Genomic DNA, 21,551 nt, shown 5'->3' with positions numbered 1-21,551 from the left:
CAGCTGCAGGGAAAATGCTCTCCTGCAACTGTTCCGGATCATTATTTAACGATAATTTGATCTGTCAGTGCGTCTTGTTCTGTCCCTTTTGGAAACTTCTTTCCATACACATTGTAAACCGATAAAGAATCATCGAAGTTCAGGCTGATGGTGTAAGTTCCTTTTTTTAGCTTCTCTGGCACTGAGCTTTCAAAAATAAAGCGGTCTGTTCCTTTTTCCTCAACAAGGTCAAAGCTTACATCGAAATCACCAAGTTTACCGTGTAAACGTTTCGCTCCCATAAGCATGGTATATCCATCAAAGCCAACTTCAACTTTAATTTTATCTTTTTTTCGATATTTATCTTTCTGATTTGGAATGACTTCAAAGCTGGTAATCTGTGGATCAGGAGATTCCAAGTACTTGTCCCATTTTAAGAAATCCGTGTTAAATCGAATAAAATCCATATTCGTATTGGAGGTGCCTTCATAAAATAACCCTATATTGCCATCAGACAGCTGCGCTAAGCTGGAGTAACCGTAATGGCCTTCTTTTATAAGCTGCTGATACTTCCAATTAAAGCTGTATTTTGTACGTCCGTTCTCATACTTGCCATTTTCCTCAATTAACCCCACGCGCACCGTTCCATTAATACGGCTGGTGGAATCATTTGCACTGGAGAAAATGACCGCTTCTTTTCCATCAATTTGCCCATTATAACGAATGGCAGACATCTGACTATACGGCGCAACGAGTGCAGTTTCAGTTATCACCTCGGGATGCCATGTTTCTCCGCCGTCAAAGCTTGTTGCAATTTGGGCATATCCTGAAAAATTTCTCATAAATAATTTGAGCTGGCCATCTGGCATTTCAACAACCTGAGATTCCGTTATTTCATGAGCTGAATTTGTAAAAGTCTTTTCATTGATTGTTTGCCCGTTTCCAACATCTCTTCCTTCATTCGGTGATTCCCCGCGTTTCCATGTCTGCCCATGATCATCACTGTAAATAACGGCACTTGCCTGCTTTTTATTTTCATTTAGGAAATAGACAGGGAAAACAAGTCTGCCTGCATGAGGACCATTTTCTAATTGAATCCCATTTCCAGGGCCAGTACCAAGGAAGATCATCCATTCTTCTTTTGTCTCATCATTCAAGTCAATCGGCCCTGTCCAGGATTCACCTTCATCATCACTATAGTAAAGCTCCAAGTAGGATGTTTTATAAGCCTTTAATGGAGAAGTTGAACTAAAATAGTTATCAATCTTTTGCCCGTTTTCGTATAGATTCCTTTTTTCATCTACTGAATAGGCTGTTATTTGGCCAGATGCATCATACACCTTACCATCTTCTCTCACAGTATATTCATTATTTTCTTTATCAAGCAGATACAAGTATTTCTTGCCATCGATTGTTTTAAATCCTGTTCCTTCATAGGCGTTGTTTCCAAAGCCGCCCATCAGTCCTGCTCCATGCGGAAAACCATCTACCAAAGCAAAGATACGGTCATTGGAATGATCTTGAACGAATGACAAATCAATGTTTGAAGCCTGATCCGGATAGTCATTTATCATGATCCCATCCTGCTCCCATGTTTTACCGCTATCGAAACTTCTGCGAATGGCAGCATCGATATTATTAGGTGAATCTCCGCCATGAACAACTCTTCTGTCAATACCAGCAATAAGTGTCCCTTTTTCTGTGCTGTACAGAGCAGGTATACGGTAGTTATTAGAATCCATAAAACCTGGATAGAACAAGCTTTTTGGATCTGAAATAAGAGCTGTTTCAGGTAATGGGTTTACTAAAGGCTCCGCTTTGGTTTCACCAGTAATAGCTGTTAAATATTCATTGGATAATGGTTCACTGTAAATTTTCACAAAGTCGATATTCCCATTGAATGGGTAAGTATTCCCTGAAGCTCTTTCGGTTTGGCCCAGTTGGGCACTATTTGGATTATAGATATTGCTAAGGAATTTTCGGGGTGAAGTGGTATCTTCTTTGATCAGTTTTCCATCAAGGAAATACTTATAACCCTGATCCTTATCAACCACCATGGCAAGAGTGTGTATTTCATTAGCTTTTACCGGAACGGATGCACTGATATGAGTATTACTCTTTGTTTCACCAGGTTTCTCAAATCGGTTCTCACTCCCAACTCCTGAAGGAGACACATAAAGATGAAAATGACCATCATTAACCGTATTATTGCTTAATGAAAACAGGGACATGATGGAAGTGCCCGTCTGCTGGAATCTCACTATAATGGTTCCTTGATCCAGTGTATTTAAGGTATCTGCTTTGTCATTTAAATTAGTGAAGTATCCATTTTCAATTGTTTGATTTTTGACCTCTACTACTGGCTTGAAACTTTCTGCAAATGCTGACTGTCCTGTAAAACAAATTGACAGCAGCATTGCACAAGAAACTACTGCAATCCAGATCTTTTTAACCAAGGAAACCTCTCCTCTTTTCTATATTTCTTTTAACCTGTAAAAATTCTTGCCCTCACTACATCTCATACTAAACTTAGATTTCACCTCCGCTGTTAGAATAATCCGAACTTTTTAATTGGAAGCCTTTTCATGATGTACTGGAAATATTATCATTAAGACAGATAACTATCAATACAATATTAAAAAATGACAGTTTATTGTCATCAAAATGATTCTTAAGTCTGAGGAGTAACGGGAATGGTGTATGTCTAAAGGTTGGTAAATTATGCACTGAGGGACAGGCACTCATTTCCGGCTTGTCAGGGGGCTGGGAAGGAAAATGGAGAATAGGGAGAAGCTCATACATAACATTAACTCTTTTTAAAAAGCCTAATTCTCAGTGTGCGAAAATTAGGCTTTTTTTTAAGAGATGATTTGAGTGATGAATGCAAGATATCTACAAAAGGGTCAAACCTCTGAGGATATTCCTTTTTACCTTATAGCACCAGTTGATTTTATCGTAACGTCTACGGTAACATCAATGTTTGAATCCGCAAGTGCTTCGCCCCAATGCCCTTCAACTTTTTTATATTGTTCATATTGAAAGGCTCTTGCATGAATACCGAGTCCGATTGGATCAATTTTGTTTTCCTGGATTTTCTTAATCACATCCTCAAATCTGGATGTCAATTCATTCTCAATCATCTTCTGCAGCTCCTTTTCCTTTACACTCCCTGCAGGAAATAAACGTTCAATGATATTTACTGCCAATTTAATTTTATAGTTGAAATGAAATTTTCCTTGTTCATAAGATGTTATGACTTTAATGTTTGCCTTTACAACATCCAGACTCAACTCATTCCTGTGAAAAATGCCTGGTTCCTCATTTAGCTTTGTCATTGGCAGCGAGAGGGTCAATTCTTCCTTCTGTTCATCCTTTAATAAAACCAGAAGTGATGAATCTTGAATACTGAGCGTATCAACATACTTCCCTTTTTTATCCAATAATGTTACGCCAGTTAATTTAATATCGCTGTCTTTTTTTATTTCCGACAGTGATGGTGTAATCCCTTTTTCGTACATTTGCCTATGAAGTGTTTGGAGTGTGGCAATGACTGTTCTCGTTCGATCAATATTATTATCGACCACTCCCTTCAAATATAGGGATAACTGCGGTTTATCCTTCGCTTCATAAAACATAACGTTAGACACTGGACCATCCACCACTATGACTCTTGTGTTGATGGAAAAGGCCGGGTTGCGGTATACCGTATCAAGGATTGAAAACCAATCTTCATGTTCCAATATCCGTTTTCCAATCAGCAGGACTTGAATTTTCGCCGCCGTCACCTTTCCGGTTGACAGGGAATCAAAATATCTCCTCGACTCCCGTATGGATTTTGTTTCGGTTTGATAAGTTTCAGCATTTTTTTTAGCCTCCTTATTAAACACGGGACTTGATTCTGAAATGATCAGATTATTTTCCTCATCTAAATCAATACCAAGAATCAAAGCAATCGTTAAATCTTCCAGCGGGATATTTCTTCCGCAGCCTGATAGCATGGCGACAAGAAAAACAATAAGAAGGGGCAGAAACCAGCGGTTCATGAGATTGGCCTCCTTTTAAAAATTCCATGCAGCCAGACATATCCCCATAAGCATAGAGGAAAAACAAAGGCGACGAGTAAACCTGCCATTTCTGACACATGTTTAAGCATTGTATTTCTTTCGAAGCTTGGAGGAAAAAACACCACAAATACAAATTCTATAATCAAAAACCATGCTAAATGTCTCCGATGATCGTGTTTTCCAGCAAGCTGGCTTGTACAATATACGGTCATAAACATGTATGGGAGGACTGTTGTAGACATCACAAATAAATAAAAGGAAAAAAACACAATTTCCAGTCTTTCTATAAATCGAAGCTCGATAACCTTTAACATTTCAAGCATAGGTTCGTTATATATGATAATTTCATCAGGGCTGTAAAAGGCAAACGCTGCCAGGGTTATCATCAAAAAGGCAACCAATGAGAGTGTATTAGCAATCACAATACCCATGGAGGCTCTCTCTTTCTTTTGTAAAAAGGGATAGAGAAAGAATGCAATTTCAAAACCCAAAAATGAAAATACAGCTGTGTTTACACCAGAAATAATGGGCTTTATCCCCTCCTTAAAGACGGGAAGCAAATGGAGCCAGCTGGCATATTTCAAAGGCAATAGATAGATAATGATAGTCCACAATGTCATGAAAAAAACGAACTCACTATACCTGCCTAATATACTGACGTTTTTCCGGACAATCAAATAGCTTGGAACGGATAATAGCAAAATTAACATATACACTTCGGCACCGGGCAGAATCCACGCCTGGATAAAAAGAGCCTCGCGAATAAAAATTACATTGGCTAATAAAGCAAAATACAATGCAAAGAGAATGGTTCCTGCGCTTCCAATCCATTTTCCAAAATAACGTTCTAAAAGATCCAGAATCGTTCCGTCCGGATTTCTCTTCATAATCTGTATGATGATTAAACTGGCCAAAGTCGCAAGGAACCAGCAGACAATGATGGAAATCCAGCCATCCGTCCCAGCCTTTTCAGCTAATTCACGCGGCAGTGTTAATGCTCCAACCCCCATTTGAACACCATGAATCAAAAAAATGTATTGCTTTAAGGTAATTTTATTTTTACTTATCACGTTTCTTCACCTTCCGGGCGGTTGGGATTTGCCTTTTTCAATTGAATGGCTCCTGTATTTAAAGGCCGTTTTTGAATCGACCACTGAGGCAGCCGGATTAATGCATCCTTCCAATCCTGAAAGCTTAAAGGGGCAAAGGGACTTCCATACGGCATCCCCAAAGATTCAAGCGAAATGAAATGCGCAATGATCATCATGAAACCAACTATAATTCCTACAAATCCAAAAAACGAAGCAATAATCATCATGGGGAACCGAATGATCCGAATGGCAGACCCCATTTCATAATTAGGAATAATAAAAGAAGCTATGGCTGTCAAAGCCACAACAATCACCATGATATTGCTGACAATCCCTGCTTCTACTGCTGCTTGGCCAATGACGATACCTCCAACAATGCCAACCGTCTGGCCAATCCGGGCTGGTAGCCGGATCCCCGCTTCCCTAAGCATTTCCAGAGTGAGCTCCATAATAAATGCCTCAATATAAGGCGGAAAGGGAATCCTCTCTCGTGATTCGCCCAGTGACAATAGAAGCTTTAAAGGAATGATATCAACATGAAAAGATATGATTGCGATATAGACTGCCGGCAGAAATATGGCGATAAAGAAACCGAAGTATCTCATCAGCCGAATAAAAGTGGCAACCATCCAGCGCGCACTGTAATCATCAATGGTCTTGAAAAAAGAATCAAATGTTGCCGGGCCGATTATGACACTTGGTGAACGGTCAACAACGGTGACGATTCGTCCCTGTAAAATTTCCGAAGCCGCAAAATCAGGGCGTTCTGTCACTAACAGCTGCGGAAAAGGAGAATAAGGATCATCCTCGATGTATTCTGCCAGCGCACCTGCATTCATTACAGCATCGACATCGATTATCTTGATCCGATCTTCAAGCTCCTTCAACACCTCTTGATTAACCACATCTGCCAGATAAAGGATGGATAGCTTCGATTTTCCCCTTTTTCCAACTGTGATTTCTTTTATCTTTAATTCCCTGTTGTGAATATAATTACGTATTAACGCTACATTATCTCCCACGGCTTCTGTGAATCCCACATGGGCACCCAGCAAGGAAGATTCTATTGGGGATTCTTCAATAGATCTTTTAGGAAAAAGAGGCGTATTATAAATGAAGGCCCTTGTTCCATTTTCAACAAACAGGACGCATTCGCCATTTAGAATCGCACTTTCAATCTCATACATCAGTTTCGATTCTTTTATTTGACCCAGTGATACCCTGAAATCATTTTCGTTATGATTGTTGCCGTTTTCAAATAGAAGTGGTTTTAACACATGATTATAAATCGCCTGACTATCAGTTATTCCACTCAAGTATATGATTGCAGCACGCCTCTGAGATGATTTTATGACGAAATTCCGCACAACCAGGTCAGGTGTCTCACAAAAGATTGACTGAACTTTTTCTATATTTGCCATTAATTCTGAACTAATCAGATTATGATGATTATGCTGCTGAGTTGAATTCGGCTGTTTCATGTATTTCCGAAAGAATTTCATAAGCTGATTCCCGCCTAAAATGATGATAACTTAGTATGTAACGCAGGCTGGAAAAACATGCAATTAGTCCCTCTCTTATCAATTAAATTTAAATGGTTTAACTTACATAAATGAAGAGCTTAAAAGAAGGTGAAATATTTGCGAAGGAAAGAGCTGAAGGTATTTACTTTCATTTCATTTAGGATAGCCATCGTGAATGTCATTATATGGCTAATTTCTTTATTGATATTATCAGTAACATCAGGCGAGAATCTGGATTCTATACTGCGGGTATTTGTTATTCTTGCCTTTCTTGGTTCCGTGTTTGCCATACCATTGAGCATCGTTTCTATGTTCAGTAAAGAACAATTATCTAAAAGGATTTTGGCCTTACTAATTAATTTTTTGCCTATGATCCTAATTGGTTATGCGCTAATGACGGAAATTATAGATGAATTTTTCGGGAATGCACCATAGAAGAAAGGCAGCTCCCTGTGGCGAAAGCTGCCACCGTACGGCTGCCTGTTATTCATCCCCTGCCTCTTTAACCATAACTTCTTAGCAGCAATTCTTACCGTCTGGTTCTCCTCTCACAACAACCATTTCTATGCATTCTAAATTATTTAGGCAATCAACTGGATTTTCCTTAAGCAAAATCAGATTTGCCCTGTATCCCTCTTTAATTTGCCCAACGTTACGTCCTAATATTTTCCCTGCATTAACGGTAGCTGTTTTTAGCACTTTTTTCGCATCAGGAACAATCTCATTCATGGTATACAATTCATCCAGCAGCGCCCGGTGAGAGGTGCATGGTGAACCCGCATCTGAACCGGCTCCAATTAAAATATTCCGGTTAAAATAGGTTTCAAATGCATTTCGGTGAATGCTGACAATTTCCTCAGCTTTGTCTCTTGCATAAGAAGGAATCCCATCCTGTGTTGCAATTTGCTTGTAGACGAACAATGTCGGAATCCAGGCGGTTTTCCGTTCTTCCATTAAGGCAGCCAATTCATCATCCAGAAAATGACCATGCTCAATTGTATCCACACCAGCAAGAACCGAATTAAGTATTCCCTCACGGCCAATCGCATGGGACGCCACTTTAAGTCCAAAACGGTGTGCCTCTTTACAGATGACTTCCTGCTCTTCCAAGCTAAGCTCTGCATGGCCGACCTGTTCACCTTCTATTCTTCCATAGACCCCGCCGGTTGCACTTACTTTAATTACTTCAGCACCCTTAAAAATTTGTTCGCGTACTCCTTTTAATGCCTCATCCTTCCCATCGACAAATCTTGCCCAGAACGGATCATGCCCGCCTGTCATGGTTATTGTTTTTCCGCTGGCAATGACATCAGGTCCTGGAATAAGCCCCCTTTTGATCCCTTTTGCCACATGCAGCGCAATGTCATCAATGGAGCCAATGTCCCTGACAGTTGTTATACCGTGCTGAAGATAGGTTTGACAATTAGCAACGGCCCTTATCAGCATCTGTTCATAGCCTTCTGTTTCAGAGGTTTGAACTGGATTTAATGAACCGTCCCACATCATATGAATATGTAAATCTATTAAGCCTGGAGCGAGAAATCCTCCATTTCCATCGATGACCTTTACGCCGGCTGGCAGTTTGGATTCAGGGAATATATCCTTGATCAAACCATCTTTTATCCAAACAGCTAACCCCTTTTTACAATCCAATTCTTCCCCATACAACAGCTGCACATTCGAAATCACAAACTCCATCGCATGTTCCTCCTATCATTTCAAAAGGAAGAAGTGTGATACTTCTCCCTTTCAAGTTTGATATTTAAGTTAATAAAGCAGGGACTCCATATCACGCGGGTATTCTGTGATTAATCGGCATCCATCAGATGTAATCAGAACAGTATCAGAGTGTCTGAAACCGCCAACCTCCGGTATATAAATCCCAGGTTCGATTGAGAAAGCCATTCCTTCCTCTACCACATCATGATGGTCATAACGCAAAAATGGCTGCTCATGTGCCGATACACCTATTCCATGTCCAGTGCGGTGAATCGCATATTTCTCAAGTCCCGCCCTTTCAAACACTTCACGGGCAACTCCATCTACCTCTGAAAATTTCACACCTGGTTTAATAAAATCAATCGCACGCTGCTGTGCTTCTATTGCAGCTTGAAAGGCCTTTTCCTGTTGGGCTGTTGGCTTTCCGACAATGACGGTTCTCTCTAATTCGGCACGATATCCATTTAGCCCGACTTGCCTGCTGTGAATAATGACATCTCCCGCTTCAATTTTTCTTGTATTGGAGAAGACGTGCGGCATAATGCTTCGTTTTAAGCCGGAAGGTGACATAACCACTACATCAATAACCGAATCCGGATATTGTGCAGCAGTTGCTTCAAACAGTGCCGCATTTCCCGCTGCATCAATTTCCATTTCTGTTATACCCGCTTGAATTTGCGCTAATGACTTGCTTACTGCCAGGTTCACTAATTGTCCTGCCTGCTCCAGCATGTGAATTTCTTCATCATCTTTGATAAATCGCATATGATAAATGAATTGCCCGATGTCAACCACCTGATAGCCTGATTGCTGCAGATAGAGAAGAACCTCACCCGGAATGAAGGCTAAATCCACACCAATTCTTGATGAATCTGGACTTTGTTTTAACAATGCACGTATATGTTCCATATGCGAAGTCTCATCCCTGCCGGCACCAGGATGTTCATAATAGACCAGCACATCATCTGCGTGTGAATGTTCCAATGCATGGGTTTCTTCCAGACCAGGTACAATCATGGCTGTCTTTTCCTGTAAATAAAAGATGATTGGCCGTGAATAAATTAAAGCTTTGAAATTTGTTAAATAAAATTGATGGTCAGGATTAAAGACAAATACGGCAGATATTGCCCGTTCTTTCATATACTCTTGTAATCGATTGATTCGTTTCGCTGAATCCACGCTTTCCAACTCCTTTTTAAAGTCATATTAGCTTGTATGATCAGCAGTGAGGTCTGTTGTGACGTTTTTATTTCTCGTTGCCAAACTGACAATGATGAGGGTTAAAACGGACAATGGCAAGGCAAACAGGACACTATTCCAATCTAAAGGCCGGTCAAGACCGATTTCCCAGATCATCGTTGCAGAACCACCCACAATCATGGAGCTGATTACGCCTGCTTTTGTTGCATTCTTCCATAATACGGTTGCAAGAATGGCAGGAGTTAAAGACGCGCCGTACATTGTATAGGAATACATTTGGATGGCAAGGACGCTTGGGAAGAATTGCCCTAACACATACGCAAGGACCCCTAAAACCACGACTATCACACGGTTGTACCATAGAAGTTTGCTTTCGGACAGCTTGCTTTTACTTGAACGCTGGATTAAGTCACTGACAATATTTCCTGATGCTGATAAAAGGTAAGAAGTAGCTGTTGTAATAATAAAAGCAACCGCTGAACAGAGTATGAGCAACCCGATTACTAAAGGTACACCATCAATCGCTAGCGATAGTATAGCTGTATCAGGCTTGATTTCTGGAAAAAGTACAATCGAGGTAGTTGCTAAGATGATGGTTAAACTAATGACAAACACACTGCCAACAAAAAAGCCGATAGTGGATTTCCGGGCTACGTCCGGATCTTTCGCAGCGGAAAATCGCTGATACATGTTTTGATCACCTAGAACAAGTAAAAACAAAGGCAGGAAGAAGCCAAGAAGCTGAGGAAATGATAAGCCGCCATTCCAGGACTTATTTATTTCAGGCAAAGATAGAGATAATCCTTCAAATCCCCCAACAGCATTCAGTGCAAAGGGAACCCCGAAAAGAAAGCCAATAATAATTAAAATGGCACTAAGTGCATCCGTATACGCAACTGAAAATAGCCCGCCGCTTACCGTTAAGAAGATAACCAGTGCACACATAATGATGGCTCCTATTTCCAGTGGAATGCCTGTGGTTAATTGCAGCACATAGGCTCCGCCTGTAAACTGGTAGGCTGTGATTCCGACAAAGGCAAAGATGATAATAACGGATGATATATAAAGAGCTGCTTTTCCAAAGCGCCGTTCCAAAAGATCTGGTACTGTATAGATTTCAATCTGGCGGATTTTAGAAGCGATAAAATATAAAATAATAGCTCCAACAATTCCGCCTGACAGATTGAAAATAGCGGCAAACGGTCCGTATTGGTAAATAAAGCTTGCTCCGCCGACTACAGTTCCAGATCCAACAAACGTTGCAAGAAGAGTACCCATGACGACGAACAGAGGCAGGCTTCGTCCTGCAACCATGAAATCATCACTGTTTTTCACCGATTTTTTTGCGAAATACACACCAATTAACGCCATGAAAACCAGATAAATCACAACTGCAACTAAATAAATGTTCAATAAGCTCACTCCTTTTACTATTTTTATATAAGGCTGTGTGGAAGCTTAATGCAGATTTAATCTTGAAACAGTGATCCATGTTTCCTAATGAATATTCTTTTAGGAGGCATGTATCCAAGGGAGACTCCACAATCACAGAGCCCCGTTACAGCTTACAGGATCCATGACACTATAGTTGTACGTTAGTTGACCAAAACACCATTTTTCATCACAAGCTTGTCTCCTCGCAAACTATTTAAATCATTCAGCGGATTGCTGTCTGCAATCAGCAAATCCGCGAACTTTCCTGGAGAAATACTGCCGCGCTGATCTTCAATTCCGAGACATTCAGCTGCAACACTCGTTGATGCTTTAATGACTTCCATTTCCGACATTCCCGCTTCATGCATTATCGCTAATTCATCATAATAATAGCGGGGCGGGGTTAATGGAGAGCCACAATCAGTTCCTGTTGCAATCTTCACTCCGATTTGAACAGCCTCCTGCAGCATGGAGAAATGCGGTCCCACAACTTGCTTCGCTTTTTCAAGAGCGTATGCCGGAATGTCCGGGCTGCTTATAAGCTGTCTCATGACAGCCATTGTCGGCACCAAAAAGGTTCCCTGATTTTTCATGATTTCAAGAGCCTGACGATCTGCGTAAATTCCATGCTCGATTGTGTCAATCCCGACCTCTAAACAATTCATGATCCCCTCAATTCCATCTGCATGAGCAGAGACCTTCTTATTTTTCTTTAGAGCCTCTTCTTTTGCAGCACTCAGTTCCTCTATTGTTAATTGAACTGAACCGGGCTCTTCCCCTTTGGTATAAATACCGCCGGTTGCCATGACTTTCACCAGGTCTGCCCCTTCCTTGAGCACCCTTCTTGTATTCTTGCGGACTTCATCCGGCCCATCCGATTCATAGCCTAAATAATAGACATGTCCGCCTGTCATACAAATAGGTGCACCAGCAGCAATAATGGTAGGCCCTGAAAGCAAGCCGGAATCAATGACATTTCTTACATGCAATACGGTTCGATCAGGTGCACCCAAATCCCTGACCGTAGTGACGCCTAATTTCAGAGTATCCAATGCATGCTTGTAGGCTTCCAAAGCGATTCTGTCATTCTCTTCATTCTTTATGAGGGATTGCGGGTCTGCACTGCCATTCCAAACGAGATGCACATGGCAGTCAATCAGACCGGGAAGGATATATTTTCCGGTGCAATCAATGACTTCAAACCCTTCTGTATCACCTGGCTCCCCTTCTTTGACCTCAGTTATTCTTCCGTCTTCAACCTTGATGTACGAATTCTCAACCACCTCATCATTTAGTCCGTCAATAATGCTGCCACCTTTTAAGATCCATTTTGTGTCTGCTGGCATTTCGAAGCCCTCCTATTGTGTGATTATTCAAAATCATAACAATAGAAAGATTATTTATCATTGTATACTACAAACAAAAAAGAGACAGTAATTTGTCCCTTTTAAACAATTCTATTGAAATCGATCTGCTTTTTGTTTAAATCTGTATATGGAAAAGGCCATCATGAGCATTGAATAATGGGATGGATTTTGAATATCCACCTGCATTAATTCGGTTATTTTCTGCAGGCGGTATTTTACCGTGTTTGGATGCACAAATAATTCACTGCTCGACTTTTGGAGATTGAAAAAGTGTTTTAAGTATGTATAAAGTGTCTCGGTTAATGAAGCATTCTTTTCCTGATCATAGGCAATCAATGGACCCAGTAATTCTTCATCAAAGTTTTGAAACAAATGATGGGATTGTAAATTGTAGGCGATTTTTTCAATCCCCATCTCATTCCAAAACACCAATTGCGCATCATGAATTTGGCCATGCAGTAACCCTATTGATGATTGGTCATACATAGCTTTAATTTTACTGCAATGGTTCACCTCCTCTATGGCACTTACGCCGATTCGGATTCCAGGGTAGTCGGTCAGAATAGCCGCTACCCTCTCTCTGTCTAATATCGAATCGATCACCCCGACAATTTTTCTATTATAAATCCATAATCGGGAATTTGTTTCATTTTCTATTAAACTTTCTGAAAGCATTTGAAGTTTTGACTGAAGTGTTTCCGGAGAGGAGGACTGCACCTGGAAAATGCATCTTACTTTCTTAAGGTCCATATAAAAATCAGATAGATTTTTATCATCGGACTCACCTTGAAAAATACCTTCCAGCATTTCTATATCTTTGCTCTTTTGATAGTGAAGCAAAGTATTTTTATTATAGGCTGCTAAGCTTAAAGCACGTATACCATTCTTAATGACCTCATCTGAAAACTTATCCGCTGTTCCATTTTGACAAATGATCAGATAGCCAAGAAAGTTCATCTTAGAAAACAGCGGCGCTACCTTGAAATTCTGATCAGGAGAGCTATCCACCTTCACAGATATATTCGTCTCACGATTGGTGAAGCGCACTTTTAACACGTTCTCTTTATGCTGGTTTATGATTAAATTAATCAGGTGCTTAATCTCATCTCTGGTTTGCTCTTTCGTTTTCCAATATGCCATCAAATCAAAATACGGATCTAACACGCACACAACATTGTTTATATATTCTCCTATCACTTTTACAATTGAATTTAAATCCTTTTCCAGGAGAACAATTTCCATCAGTTTTTCATTTAATCTATGTATTTTCGAAGCCTGTTCATTTTCCTTCTTATTTACCAGCTGATTATATTTCTCGTGGATGCTATAGTATGGGACCTCTTGGGGGATTTCAAAAAGCGGGAAAGAATGGGTATTAGAGTAGTCAACAACTTCCCTCGGAATTATTTTCAATGCTGCTGTATGAAAACCAATTGCACTTATTCCTATTTCCTGCATCCATTCTAAATGGCTTATAATTTGATTCACATCCTTAAAAGCGTGAAACGTGGTCATAACAAAGCCTTTTTCTTTCATGCGGGATGTTTTTTCGGTAAGCTCCATGCTTGTTAGGTAGGCGATTTCTTTATTTATATTTTGGTTGCCGCCTACCAGCAAAATATTATCCCCTTCTAACACATCTGCAAACTCTTTGACTGTAATCATTAGACTCCCCCTTTGGAGAAATACTTATCTATGAATTTCTTATATGTATCCAATAGTTTGTTTATATTATAAAGGCAACTTCTGTTAAATAAAATGAATAAAACTAATGATTTAAACAAGCATGGGGTACAGCTATTGGCTGTACCCCATTATTAAGACATCTACCGAATAAAATACCCCACAAGAACCGACCCGGCACTATACACCAAGAGCAAAGCCATTATGACATTAAACTGATTTCTATACTTCGCCAGGAAGGATTGAAAAATCGATCCAAAAACACTCCAGCAAAAGGTACTCAGGAAACCAACAAATGCCAGGAGGACGGAAAAGAAAATCAGGCTCGTATGTGAGGTGTGGTATGGGAGGATGAAGGTTGATATAACGGTAACCCCATATAAAATCCCCTTTGGATTAATAAATTGCAAAAGCATCCCGATTACAAAGCCGTTATGCTTCCCATCATTATGGTTTGGATCATCCGATTTACTGGTCATAATCTTAAATGCCAAAAACAGCATATAAATGACTCCAATGATGGTCATAATCAATTCAACTCTCGGAATGTATTGATGAAGCAATAGATTAAAATAGCTGCAAAGTATCATAATGACAAAGAAACCGGCGCTTACCCCTAAACAAAAGCGAATAGTGTTTCTTAAACCGAACCGATTAGCGAATACCATGGCCATAATATTGTTTGGACCTGGAGTAAAGCTGGTAACAAAAACATATAAGAAAAAAGATAATAAAGACACAGCTGCTTTCCTCCTTTGTATGTATGTTATAATGTACAAAAAAGACAATAAAGCGATTTACTATATATTGTATATTATGGGCGTTATATTGTACAGACGAAAGGAATGCAGGTATGGAGGAAATCCATTTAATTCTTGCGAAAAATTTAAAAGCATACCGGGAAAATAAAAAATTAAGTTTAGAGAAGGTGGCCGAATTAACGGGAGTAAGCAAAACGATGATCGGCCAAATTGAACGGGGGGACTCAAGCCCTACGATCACAACCATCTGGAAGATTGCAAATGGACTAAAGATCTCTTTTACCTCCCTGATTAATCATCCTCAGCCGGATACTCAAGTTGTTTTAAAGAAGGAAATACAGACATTATCAGAGGATCATGACAGGTATCGGGTATACCCTTACTTTCCTTTCGAAAACGATAAGCGGTTCGAAGTGTATACCGTCGAAATTGACAAAGGAGGATACCTTAGCGCTGAACCGCATATCGATGGAACCGAAGAGCTGATCGTGGTCTTTGACGGAGAAATAACCATACGGGTGAATAACGATGAATATACCTTAAAAAGCGGTGACTCCATCAGATTCAAAGCGGATAGACCGCATACCTATCATAATTCAGGGAAATCATTGGCACGTGTCAGTATGATTTTATTTTATCCGGCAGAATAAATGCATTTCTATGATTGACACTGAAATCTTAAATTGAAAAACCCTTCCACACAAAAAGCAGCCTCCCGGGGCTGCTTTCCTTTTCTCATTCTCACACTGTGTATTTGACCAATAAAGTTTGTATTCTAAGGTTTTTCCAGTAATAGCGCAATTCCTTGCCCACCGCCGATACAAAGTGACGCAAGACCATATTTCACATTCCCTTCATTCATCTCCGTCACCAGAGAATAACTAATTCGGGCTCCACTTGTTCCAACTGGATGTCCCAGAGCGATTGCTCCACCATTCACATTGACGACATCCTGATCCAATTTTAATTCCTTGATTACGGATAATGATGTATAGGAATCGGTTTATGTTCCCCACAGATTTCATCAACCGGCTTAATAAAGAATAGCTTACTGGTTTGCTTAACGTTGTGTAAGTGACATTATAATTGGTTGGATGTAATGTCCTGCCATTTACAAACTATAAATTTATTAATTTCAAACTAAACCTTCGCCGTATATAAAAGAAAACAATAATCAATTTTTCAGTCCATTGACACTCTTAATCTTTCCGGATTTTTGGTATATTAACAGATGAGAATATTTGGAAGGGGAGAAAAGAATGAATGAACTAGTGTTTAAACAGTTTGAGAAGACAAGAGGTTATTTTATCAAAAAGATCGAGTCAGTATCAAAGGATGTAGCAAGTATACAGCCAGACGGTTTTAACAACACGATCCATTGGCATATTGGCCATGTATTAACGGTCTGTGAACAGTTTATTTTCGGCTTTCCCCGCAAAACGACCCATATCCCTGCAAACTATATTGAATTATTTGGGAATGGTACAAAGCCGGCTGATTGGAAAGGTGATATACCTGAAACAGATGAGCTCATTATACAGCTGAAGGATCAATTGGTCCGAATCCAGCAAATTCCAGCTGAACGGTTAAATGAAAAGCTGGCTAAACCATTTTTGGGGCTTGAAACCTTTGGTGAATTAGCTGAATTTGCGTTGTTTCATGAGGCAAACCATTTGGGGCATATTCAAGCGATGGAACGGGTTATTCAGCATACGGGAGTAAAGAACTAAAATAGGAAAGATTATTTTAATTTTAATCTTAAAAGTTACAAAGGGTGCCCATTGATATTACGAACAGCACCATAGGGCATCCTTTCTTATCTATATCTAGTCTCTCGTCCCCAGAACATCTGTATTTGGCGGTTCATACCCCAACTGGCGGGCCATCGCCATAATCTGTCCTTTGTGATGGTATTCGTGAGTGACAGTATGCATGAACAGTTTTCGAGGAGTCATTGAAATCTCCTCAGTTGATTCTCTCCAAGGAATAGGCTGCACGATTGACTCATCCATTTTTCGAGAAAATGACTCAAAAACTTCATACACATAAGCATCTGCTTGTTCAAAAAGTGTCCTGATTTCCTCGATGCCGATTGTCGGAATGTTTTCTCTAGGCGTGATAGGCTTCTTCGTTTTTAATAAAACAAATGATCCTAGCCAGCCATGATAACAATTCGCTACATGAACAAGTATGTCACGCACACTCTGCCAGCCGAATCCCATTTCACACGTAAAATCTTTTGGATCCATTTTACTGCAAAAGTCCAAAAGCACTTCTTGATTCTCTTTGACCCATTCGTATTCCTTCCGCTCCACTGTATCCGTCCTCTTTTCTTTCTACTCTTTACTTTGCCTGGAACCCTGGACTTTTCGAATATAGATGACCTGTCCAATTTGATAAGTGTTATGTCTGATAACTCCCCCCCACCAAAGCGCATCTAAAGGAAAATCGGGGATTTGTTCATGCAATTTTGATTCCGTGGCTGCCTCAATCTCATTTTGCCTCTAAGCTAATCCCTATTCTAATCGTCGTACAAGTTCTTCCCATTACATTTCGGTAAAATCTTCAGCAGTAAACAAAAAACACTTAAAAGGCCTTAGCCCTATGGGATATAGAGCTAAAGCTGCCTAAGGCTTTTTTATTATTTCCACTGTCTACTTGACAGGGGGCAGATCACAAGAAAATACATTACTAAACTGAGGGACAGGCACTCATTACCGCTCCTTTTCCTTAAAAAACAATTGTTTTGTTTTCATGAACAATAATCCGGTCTTCTAAATGCCATTTAACCGCTCTGGCAAGAACACTTCGTTCAATAGAACGTCCGCTCTTTTTTAGATCATCTATATGATCCCGGTGGTCAACACGCTTGATATCTTGTTCAATGATTGGTCCTTCGTCAAGATCGTTTGTAACATAATGAGACGTTGCCCCAATTATTTTTACCCCGCGCTGATGGGCTCGATCATATGGCTTCGCACCAACAAATGCAGGAAGGAAAGAGTGATGAATATTAATGATTTTGAAAGGATGAGCACCAACAAAGGCTGGCGTCAAAATTTGCATATATCTTGCTAAGATGATTAAGTCAATATCAAATTCTTTTAAAAGCTGCAGCTGTCTTTCTTCAACTTCCTCTCTATTTTCTTTACTTGCTGGTATGTAAAAGAATGGAATATGCAAGGATTCTGCAATTTGTCTTGCTTCCTCGTGATTGCTCACAATAAGAGCGATGTCGGTAAGCAAATCACCACTTTGCCATTCCCATAACAGCTCACGTAAACAATGAAGTTCTTTTGATACGAAAATAGCTGTCTTCTTCAATTCATAAACAAATGCTAATTTCCATTCCATTGAAAATGTTTCTGCGATTTCCTTAAATTGACTCTTCAACTTTTCTTCCTTCGACTGTAAACAAGGACATTCAAACTCGATTCGTATAAAAAAGGTGCCACCCTCTGGATTTGTCGAATATTGACTCGATTCAATAATATTAGCATCATGCTGGAACAGAAACTTGGATACAGCAGCCACAATACCCGGTTGATCAGGACAATTGATAAGCAGCCGCCCCCTGTTTTTTTGACTCTCTCTAAATACTTGAAGTTGATCTTGAATAGTTGAATTCATATGAATCTCCTTTTTTAATTTTAATAACTATAATAGACTTATTGTTTTGGATTTAAAAGCATATTTTTATTTTTTATAAAGTTATTTATTTTGGTTTATGGGATAGTTAAACATGGAGTAATGCTGAAATCTTGGTGCCAGCCCTTTCAATGGAATGGCCAGACAGACACTTCTTCAAGTGGAATGTATACGAGAAAGAGCTACTCGAATAAGCGGCAGCTCTTTTTTGAAGTTGGCTCTTTGCTAAAAGATTGTTGTTTTTTATGATCCTGTGATTTTTTAAAAAAAGAGTGATGAGAGGTTGATTTCCGCTCCAGGATGCTTAGCGAACCGCGGGGCGGGCGGTGAGCCTCCCGCTGGAGTCTCGCACCTTACGTTCCAATCAACCAACCTTATTTTTTTTGAAAAAAAAGATACAGATAATAACTGCCTGTCTCCTAGCATGGTAAAGCTTTACTGAACATGGGGACAGGCACTCAGTTTGATTTCTTCAGAAGCAGGCTTCAAATACAAAAAAGACTCGCCTTTTTTTAGCTGGTAAAAAACAATTGGGACGGTTCCGGCGTATCAGGTTGAATCGCCAGAACCGTCCCTATGTTTATTTTCATTACACTATTGAATATTTAAATAATTTCATCTATCTTTGGCTTTATTTCACAATATCTAACCGGCTTTGCTATTTTACTTAAAGAAGATAGACTAATTGTTTTTTGAGTCGGAAAACGCTCATCTAAGATTGTAGTCGGGACAATATAAAACTCCCAATGACTCACATTCAATGGATCTAGAGTATCAATATCTTGTTCCTTCAATAAACAAAAGATGTAAACGTCAGCGTGTCTTCTAATCTCTGTACTATACTTCCTAGTTGTATAACTATATTCTCTTTTTGCCCCAATGTTAAAACTGATTTTTGAAAATGTGTCAGTATGCCAGGTCTATACATATGCTGCAGATTTTACTTCAATCTTTTTCCCTCGATAAATTAAATCATAAGCATCCAACTCGATTCTTGACTGATTTAGACTGTCTAGAGCACTTCCTACCAAAAACTCTGCAAATACTCTTCTTAATGAGTTGCTTAGCAAATCAGAAAATCCCCAGTTCCAGAAATCGATTAATGTTTTATCAGTTCCACTTATCTTAGTTTCATCTGAAAGTGTTCTCTTTCTAGACACTAGTATCACACTTCCTTTTTGGATTTTTATAACTCTTCCACATCCTTTTGATTCTAAAACAACTCATAAAAAAAGCGTCGGACCCTATTTAGGTCTGACGCTGCATGTATTATAGTTTCTCAAAAAACATTATTCCAGCTTCTTCATTTACTGAGCTTTTAAATTATCAGAAGTAATAAGTTCTGATTGGTTAGTAATCTCTGTAAAGTGATCAGGTGCAATTCTTGCTTTAACTTTCATAGCAATCATATACACAATTCCTGCAGCAACAATGGATTGAACGGCAGGCAATCCAAATGAATACACGTATTGTGTGAAGTATCCAACCAGAGTTCCTACTGCTAATGCGATGGTTGCCATCCAGTTCCATCCTTTGTTGTCGACCCACTGCTGTTTTCTTATAAAGAAGAAGTCAGCCATCATAACACCAGCTATGGCTGGATAGATTAAAGCAGTCATATATAAAAAGTCCATAAAATAATCAAGGATCCCCGCCAAGGCTATTCCGATGGAAACAATAGTACCAGCTAATGTAAGAAGTGCTCTTCCCTTATTAGAGTTTACATTTAGCATGTTAGCTAAAGCCAAGCCCATACTATAATTATTTACTAATTGACTCGTCCAGGTTGCTAACCATAAAATGAGAAAGCCCCAGATCGGGAAACCTAAATTCATCATGACATTGACAATATCAGCATCGCCTACTCCTATGGACATAATGGCTCCAACATAGAATAGCGGGAAACCTACTGCAATGATTCCTAGTGGAATGAGTACGTTGTCTTTTACTTTCGGTTTTGCATAGCGAGTATAATCGGAGGCAATAACCCATTGAGAAACGTTAATACCGATGACTAAACTAACGGCAGCAAGAAAAGTCATTTGCGGTTCAGGGTTCCAGGATGAGATCTTTTCCCAGCCGATATTTTTTAAAGCATAGAAGATACCGCCCGCAATTAAAAGAAGGCCAGCAGGGACAGCTAAGTAATCAGTCCATTTCATAGATGAGTAGCCAATAATGGACGGAAGTGCAAATAGCAGACCAGCTATGATTGTTACGAGTGCCCAAAGGAACCACTGCGTCTTATAGTCAATTCCAAACATTGCTGAAATGGCATTTCCGGCAACTGCCGTCTGCAAAGCCCACCAGCCCATTGAAACGATAAAGATCGTCAATCCTACGATAAACCGTGCCTGGGTTGAACCAAAGCTGGTTCTGGCAATTACGGAAGAGGACCGGCCAGTTTTAGCCCCAATATAGCCTGCGAGGGCATTCCCGATCCATTGGAAGACAAAGAGAGCTGCTGCCAAGATCCAAAATAGCTTTCCAAGTCCAAAACTGGCTGTTAACGTGGCACCTACCATTAATACCGGAATTGTAAATTCCAGCCCCCCAAATATAACAGCGGGTGAAATCCAGTGCTGCCTCTCATTCATTGGCACAGAAGCAAGAGCTTCATCTTTTCCACTGCTTTTCCTTAGAGACACATCTTCCATTTCTATTCAACTCCTTCAATTTTATATCGGAATATTCTGTAAAATCCTTTTATAATAAAGACCTTGCCCAAGCAAGGTCTTTATGGTGAATGATGCTAACCAACCAGCACCCAAACAATTTCACAATCCTCGTCACTGTCATTATAGGCAATATGCTCTTGGCCGGCAGGAATATAAGTTGCTTCCCCACTTGACACCCGATACGTTTTTCCATTGGTTTCTGTTACAATGGAACCTTTTACGATAATGGAATACTCATTCTCTCTATGGTTCGAAACACCAGTCAGAGGAACTCGCTTTCCCGGTGGAATAACAACTGTACCCACTTTCATGTCTCCAGCCAGAGCTTTTTGTGAAAATACCGTTTTAAGTGGAACGGCCGCATTTGGATCGGCCTTGATTTTCTCTATATTTAATACCTCCAC

The 21,551-nt window shown here is 39.8% G+C and carries 18 protein-coding genes and 1 pseudogene; 3 read left to right on the top strand and 16 right to left on the bottom strand.

Going from position 1 to position 21,551, the window contains the following annotated elements; translation table 11 throughout:
- Positions 1–41: 41 nt before the first annotated feature.
- The 4 genes from NYE23_RS06730 to NYE23_RS06715 all read right to left on the bottom strand — a co-directional run bounded on the left by NYE23_RS06730 (position 42) and on the right by NYE23_RS06715 (position 6,636).
- A complete protein-coding gene (locus tag NYE23_RS06730) occupies positions 42–2,435 on the bottom strand; it encodes a sialidase family protein (RefSeq protein WP_341076478.1) in 2,394 nt (797 codons plus the stop codon).
- Positions 2,436–2,906: 471 nt separating this feature from the next.
- A complete protein-coding gene (locus NYE23_RS06725; RefSeq protein WP_341076475.1) occupies positions 2,907–4,022 on the bottom strand; it encodes a Ger(x)C family spore germination protein in 1,116 nt (371 codons plus the stop codon).
- Complete coding sequence (locus tag NYE23_RS06720) at positions 4,019–5,113, bottom strand: GerAB/ArcD/ProY family transporter (protein ID WP_341076474.1); 1,095 nt, start codon at positions 5,111–5,113, stop codon at positions 4,019–4,021. The genes NYE23_RS06725 and NYE23_RS06720 overlap by 4 nt, the downstream gene beginning before the upstream one ends.
- Positions 5,110–6,636 (bottom strand): spore germination protein, encoded by a 1,527-nt coding sequence (locus NYE23_RS06715; protein WP_341076471.1) that lies wholly within the window; start codon positions 6,634–6,636, stop codon positions 5,110–5,112. Before NYE23_RS06715 ends, NYE23_RS06720 begins: the two co-directional genes overlap by 4 nt.
- Before the next feature lie 138 nt (positions 6,637–6,774).
- Here NYE23_RS06715 and NYE23_RS06710 point away from each other — a divergent pair, with 138 nt between their 5' ends.
- A complete protein-coding gene (locus NYE23_RS06710) occupies positions 6,775–7,092 on the top strand; it encodes a 2-acyl-glycerophospho-ethanolamine acyltransferase (RefSeq protein WP_341076468.1) in 318 nt (105 codons plus the stop codon).
- Positions 7,093–7,173: 81 nt separating this feature from the next.
- On the opposite strand, the gene NYE23_RS06705 is transcribed toward NYE23_RS06710, so the two are convergent.
- The 6 genes from NYE23_RS06705 to NYE23_RS06680 all read right to left on the bottom strand — a co-directional run bounded on the left by NYE23_RS06705 (position 7,174) and on the right by NYE23_RS06680 (position 14,800).
- Complete coding sequence (locus tag NYE23_RS06705) at positions 7,174–8,355, bottom strand: metal-dependent hydrolase family protein (RefSeq protein WP_341076466.1); 1,182 nt, start codon at positions 8,353–8,355, stop codon at positions 7,174–7,176.
- A gap of 69 nt (positions 8,356–8,424) precedes the next feature.
- The gene (locus NYE23_RS06700) at positions 8,425–9,555 is read right to left on the bottom strand and encodes a M24 family metallopeptidase (RefSeq protein WP_341076464.1); all 1,131 of its coding nucleotides are present in this window, start codon (positions 9,553–9,555) and stop codon (positions 8,425–8,427) included.
- Positions 9,556–9,582: 27 nt separating this feature from the next.
- Positions 9,583–10,998, bottom strand: a complete 1,416-nt coding sequence (locus NYE23_RS06695; protein ID WP_341076461.1) for a sodium:solute symporter family protein — start codon at positions 10,996–10,998, stop codon at positions 9,583–9,585.
- A 173-nt stretch (positions 10,999–11,171) separates the two neighbouring features.
- On the bottom strand, positions 11,172–12,356 hold the full coding sequence (locus tag NYE23_RS06690; RefSeq protein ID WP_341076459.1) for a metal-dependent hydrolase family protein: 1,185 nt from the start codon (positions 12,354–12,356) through the stop codon (positions 11,172–11,174).
- A gap of 111 nt (positions 12,357–12,467) precedes the next feature.
- Positions 12,468–14,042, bottom strand: coding sequence for a helix-turn-helix domain-containing protein (locus NYE23_RS06685; RefSeq protein ID WP_341076457.1), 1,575 nt, complete (start codon positions 14,040–14,042; stop codon positions 12,468–12,470).
- A gap of 161 nt (positions 14,043–14,203) precedes the next feature.
- Positions 14,204–14,800: a LysE family transporter gene (locus NYE23_RS06680; RefSeq protein ID WP_341076454.1), complete on the bottom strand. Its 597-nt coding sequence runs from the start codon at positions 14,798–14,800 to the stop codon at positions 14,204–14,206.
- A gap of 113 nt (positions 14,801–14,913) precedes the next feature.
- Here NYE23_RS06680 and NYE23_RS06675 point away from each other — a divergent pair, with 113 nt between their 5' ends.
- A complete protein-coding gene (locus NYE23_RS06675; protein WP_341076451.1) occupies positions 14,914–15,471 on the top strand; it encodes a helix-turn-helix domain-containing protein in 558 nt (185 codons plus the stop codon).
- 125 nt (positions 15,472–15,596) lie between these two features.
- Here NYE23_RS06675 and NYE23_RS06670 read toward each other — a convergent pair.
- A pseudogene (locus tag NYE23_RS06670) lies at positions 15,597–15,809 on the bottom strand (acetyl-CoA C-acyltransferase); the annotation flags it as partial.
- 271 nt (positions 15,810–16,080) lie between these two features.
- On the opposite strand from NYE23_RS06670, the gene NYE23_RS06665 reads away from it, so the two are divergent.
- On the top strand, positions 16,081–16,551 hold the full coding sequence (locus tag NYE23_RS06665) for a DinB family protein (RefSeq protein WP_341076449.1): 471 nt from the start codon (positions 16,081–16,083) through the stop codon (positions 16,549–16,551).
- A gap of 96 nt (positions 16,552–16,647) precedes the next feature.
- Here NYE23_RS06665 and NYE23_RS06660 read toward each other — a convergent pair whose 3' ends face one another.
- The 5 genes from NYE23_RS06660 to NYE23_RS06640 all read right to left on the bottom strand — a co-directional run bounded on the left by NYE23_RS06660 (position 16,648) and on the right by NYE23_RS06640 (position 21,551).
- Entirely contained in the window at positions 16,648–17,136 is a 489-nt protein-coding gene (locus tag NYE23_RS06660; RefSeq protein ID WP_341076447.1) for a DinB family protein, read from the bottom strand.
- A 415-nt stretch (positions 17,137–17,551) separates the two neighbouring features.
- On the bottom strand, positions 17,552–18,451 hold the full coding sequence (gene purU / locus NYE23_RS06655) for a formyltetrahydrofolate deformylase (protein ID WP_341076445.1): 900 nt from the start codon (positions 18,449–18,451) through the stop codon (positions 17,552–17,554).
- A 938-nt stretch (positions 18,452–19,389) separates the two neighbouring features.
- A complete protein-coding gene (locus tag NYE23_RS06650; RefSeq protein ID WP_341076443.1) occupies positions 19,390–19,629 on the bottom strand; it encodes a hypothetical protein in 240 nt (79 codons plus the stop codon).
- Between the two features lie 147 nt (positions 19,630–19,776).
- Complete coding sequence (locus NYE23_RS06645; protein ID WP_341076441.1) at positions 19,777–21,126, bottom strand: purine-cytosine permease family protein; 1,350 nt, start codon at positions 21,124–21,126, stop codon at positions 19,777–19,779.
- 95 nt (positions 21,127–21,221) lie between these two features.
- On the bottom strand, positions 21,222–21,551 hold the full coding sequence (locus NYE23_RS06640) for a cupin domain-containing protein (protein WP_341076438.1): 330 nt from the start codon (positions 21,549–21,551) through the stop codon (positions 21,222–21,224).

This window comes from Cytobacillus sp. FSL H8-0458 (assembly GCF_038002165.1).
In the GTDB taxonomy this organism is placed as follows: Bacteria; Bacillota; Bacilli; order Bacillales; family Cytobacillaceae; genus Cytobacillus.
This window is presented reverse-complemented; position numbering and strand designations above follow the sequence as displayed.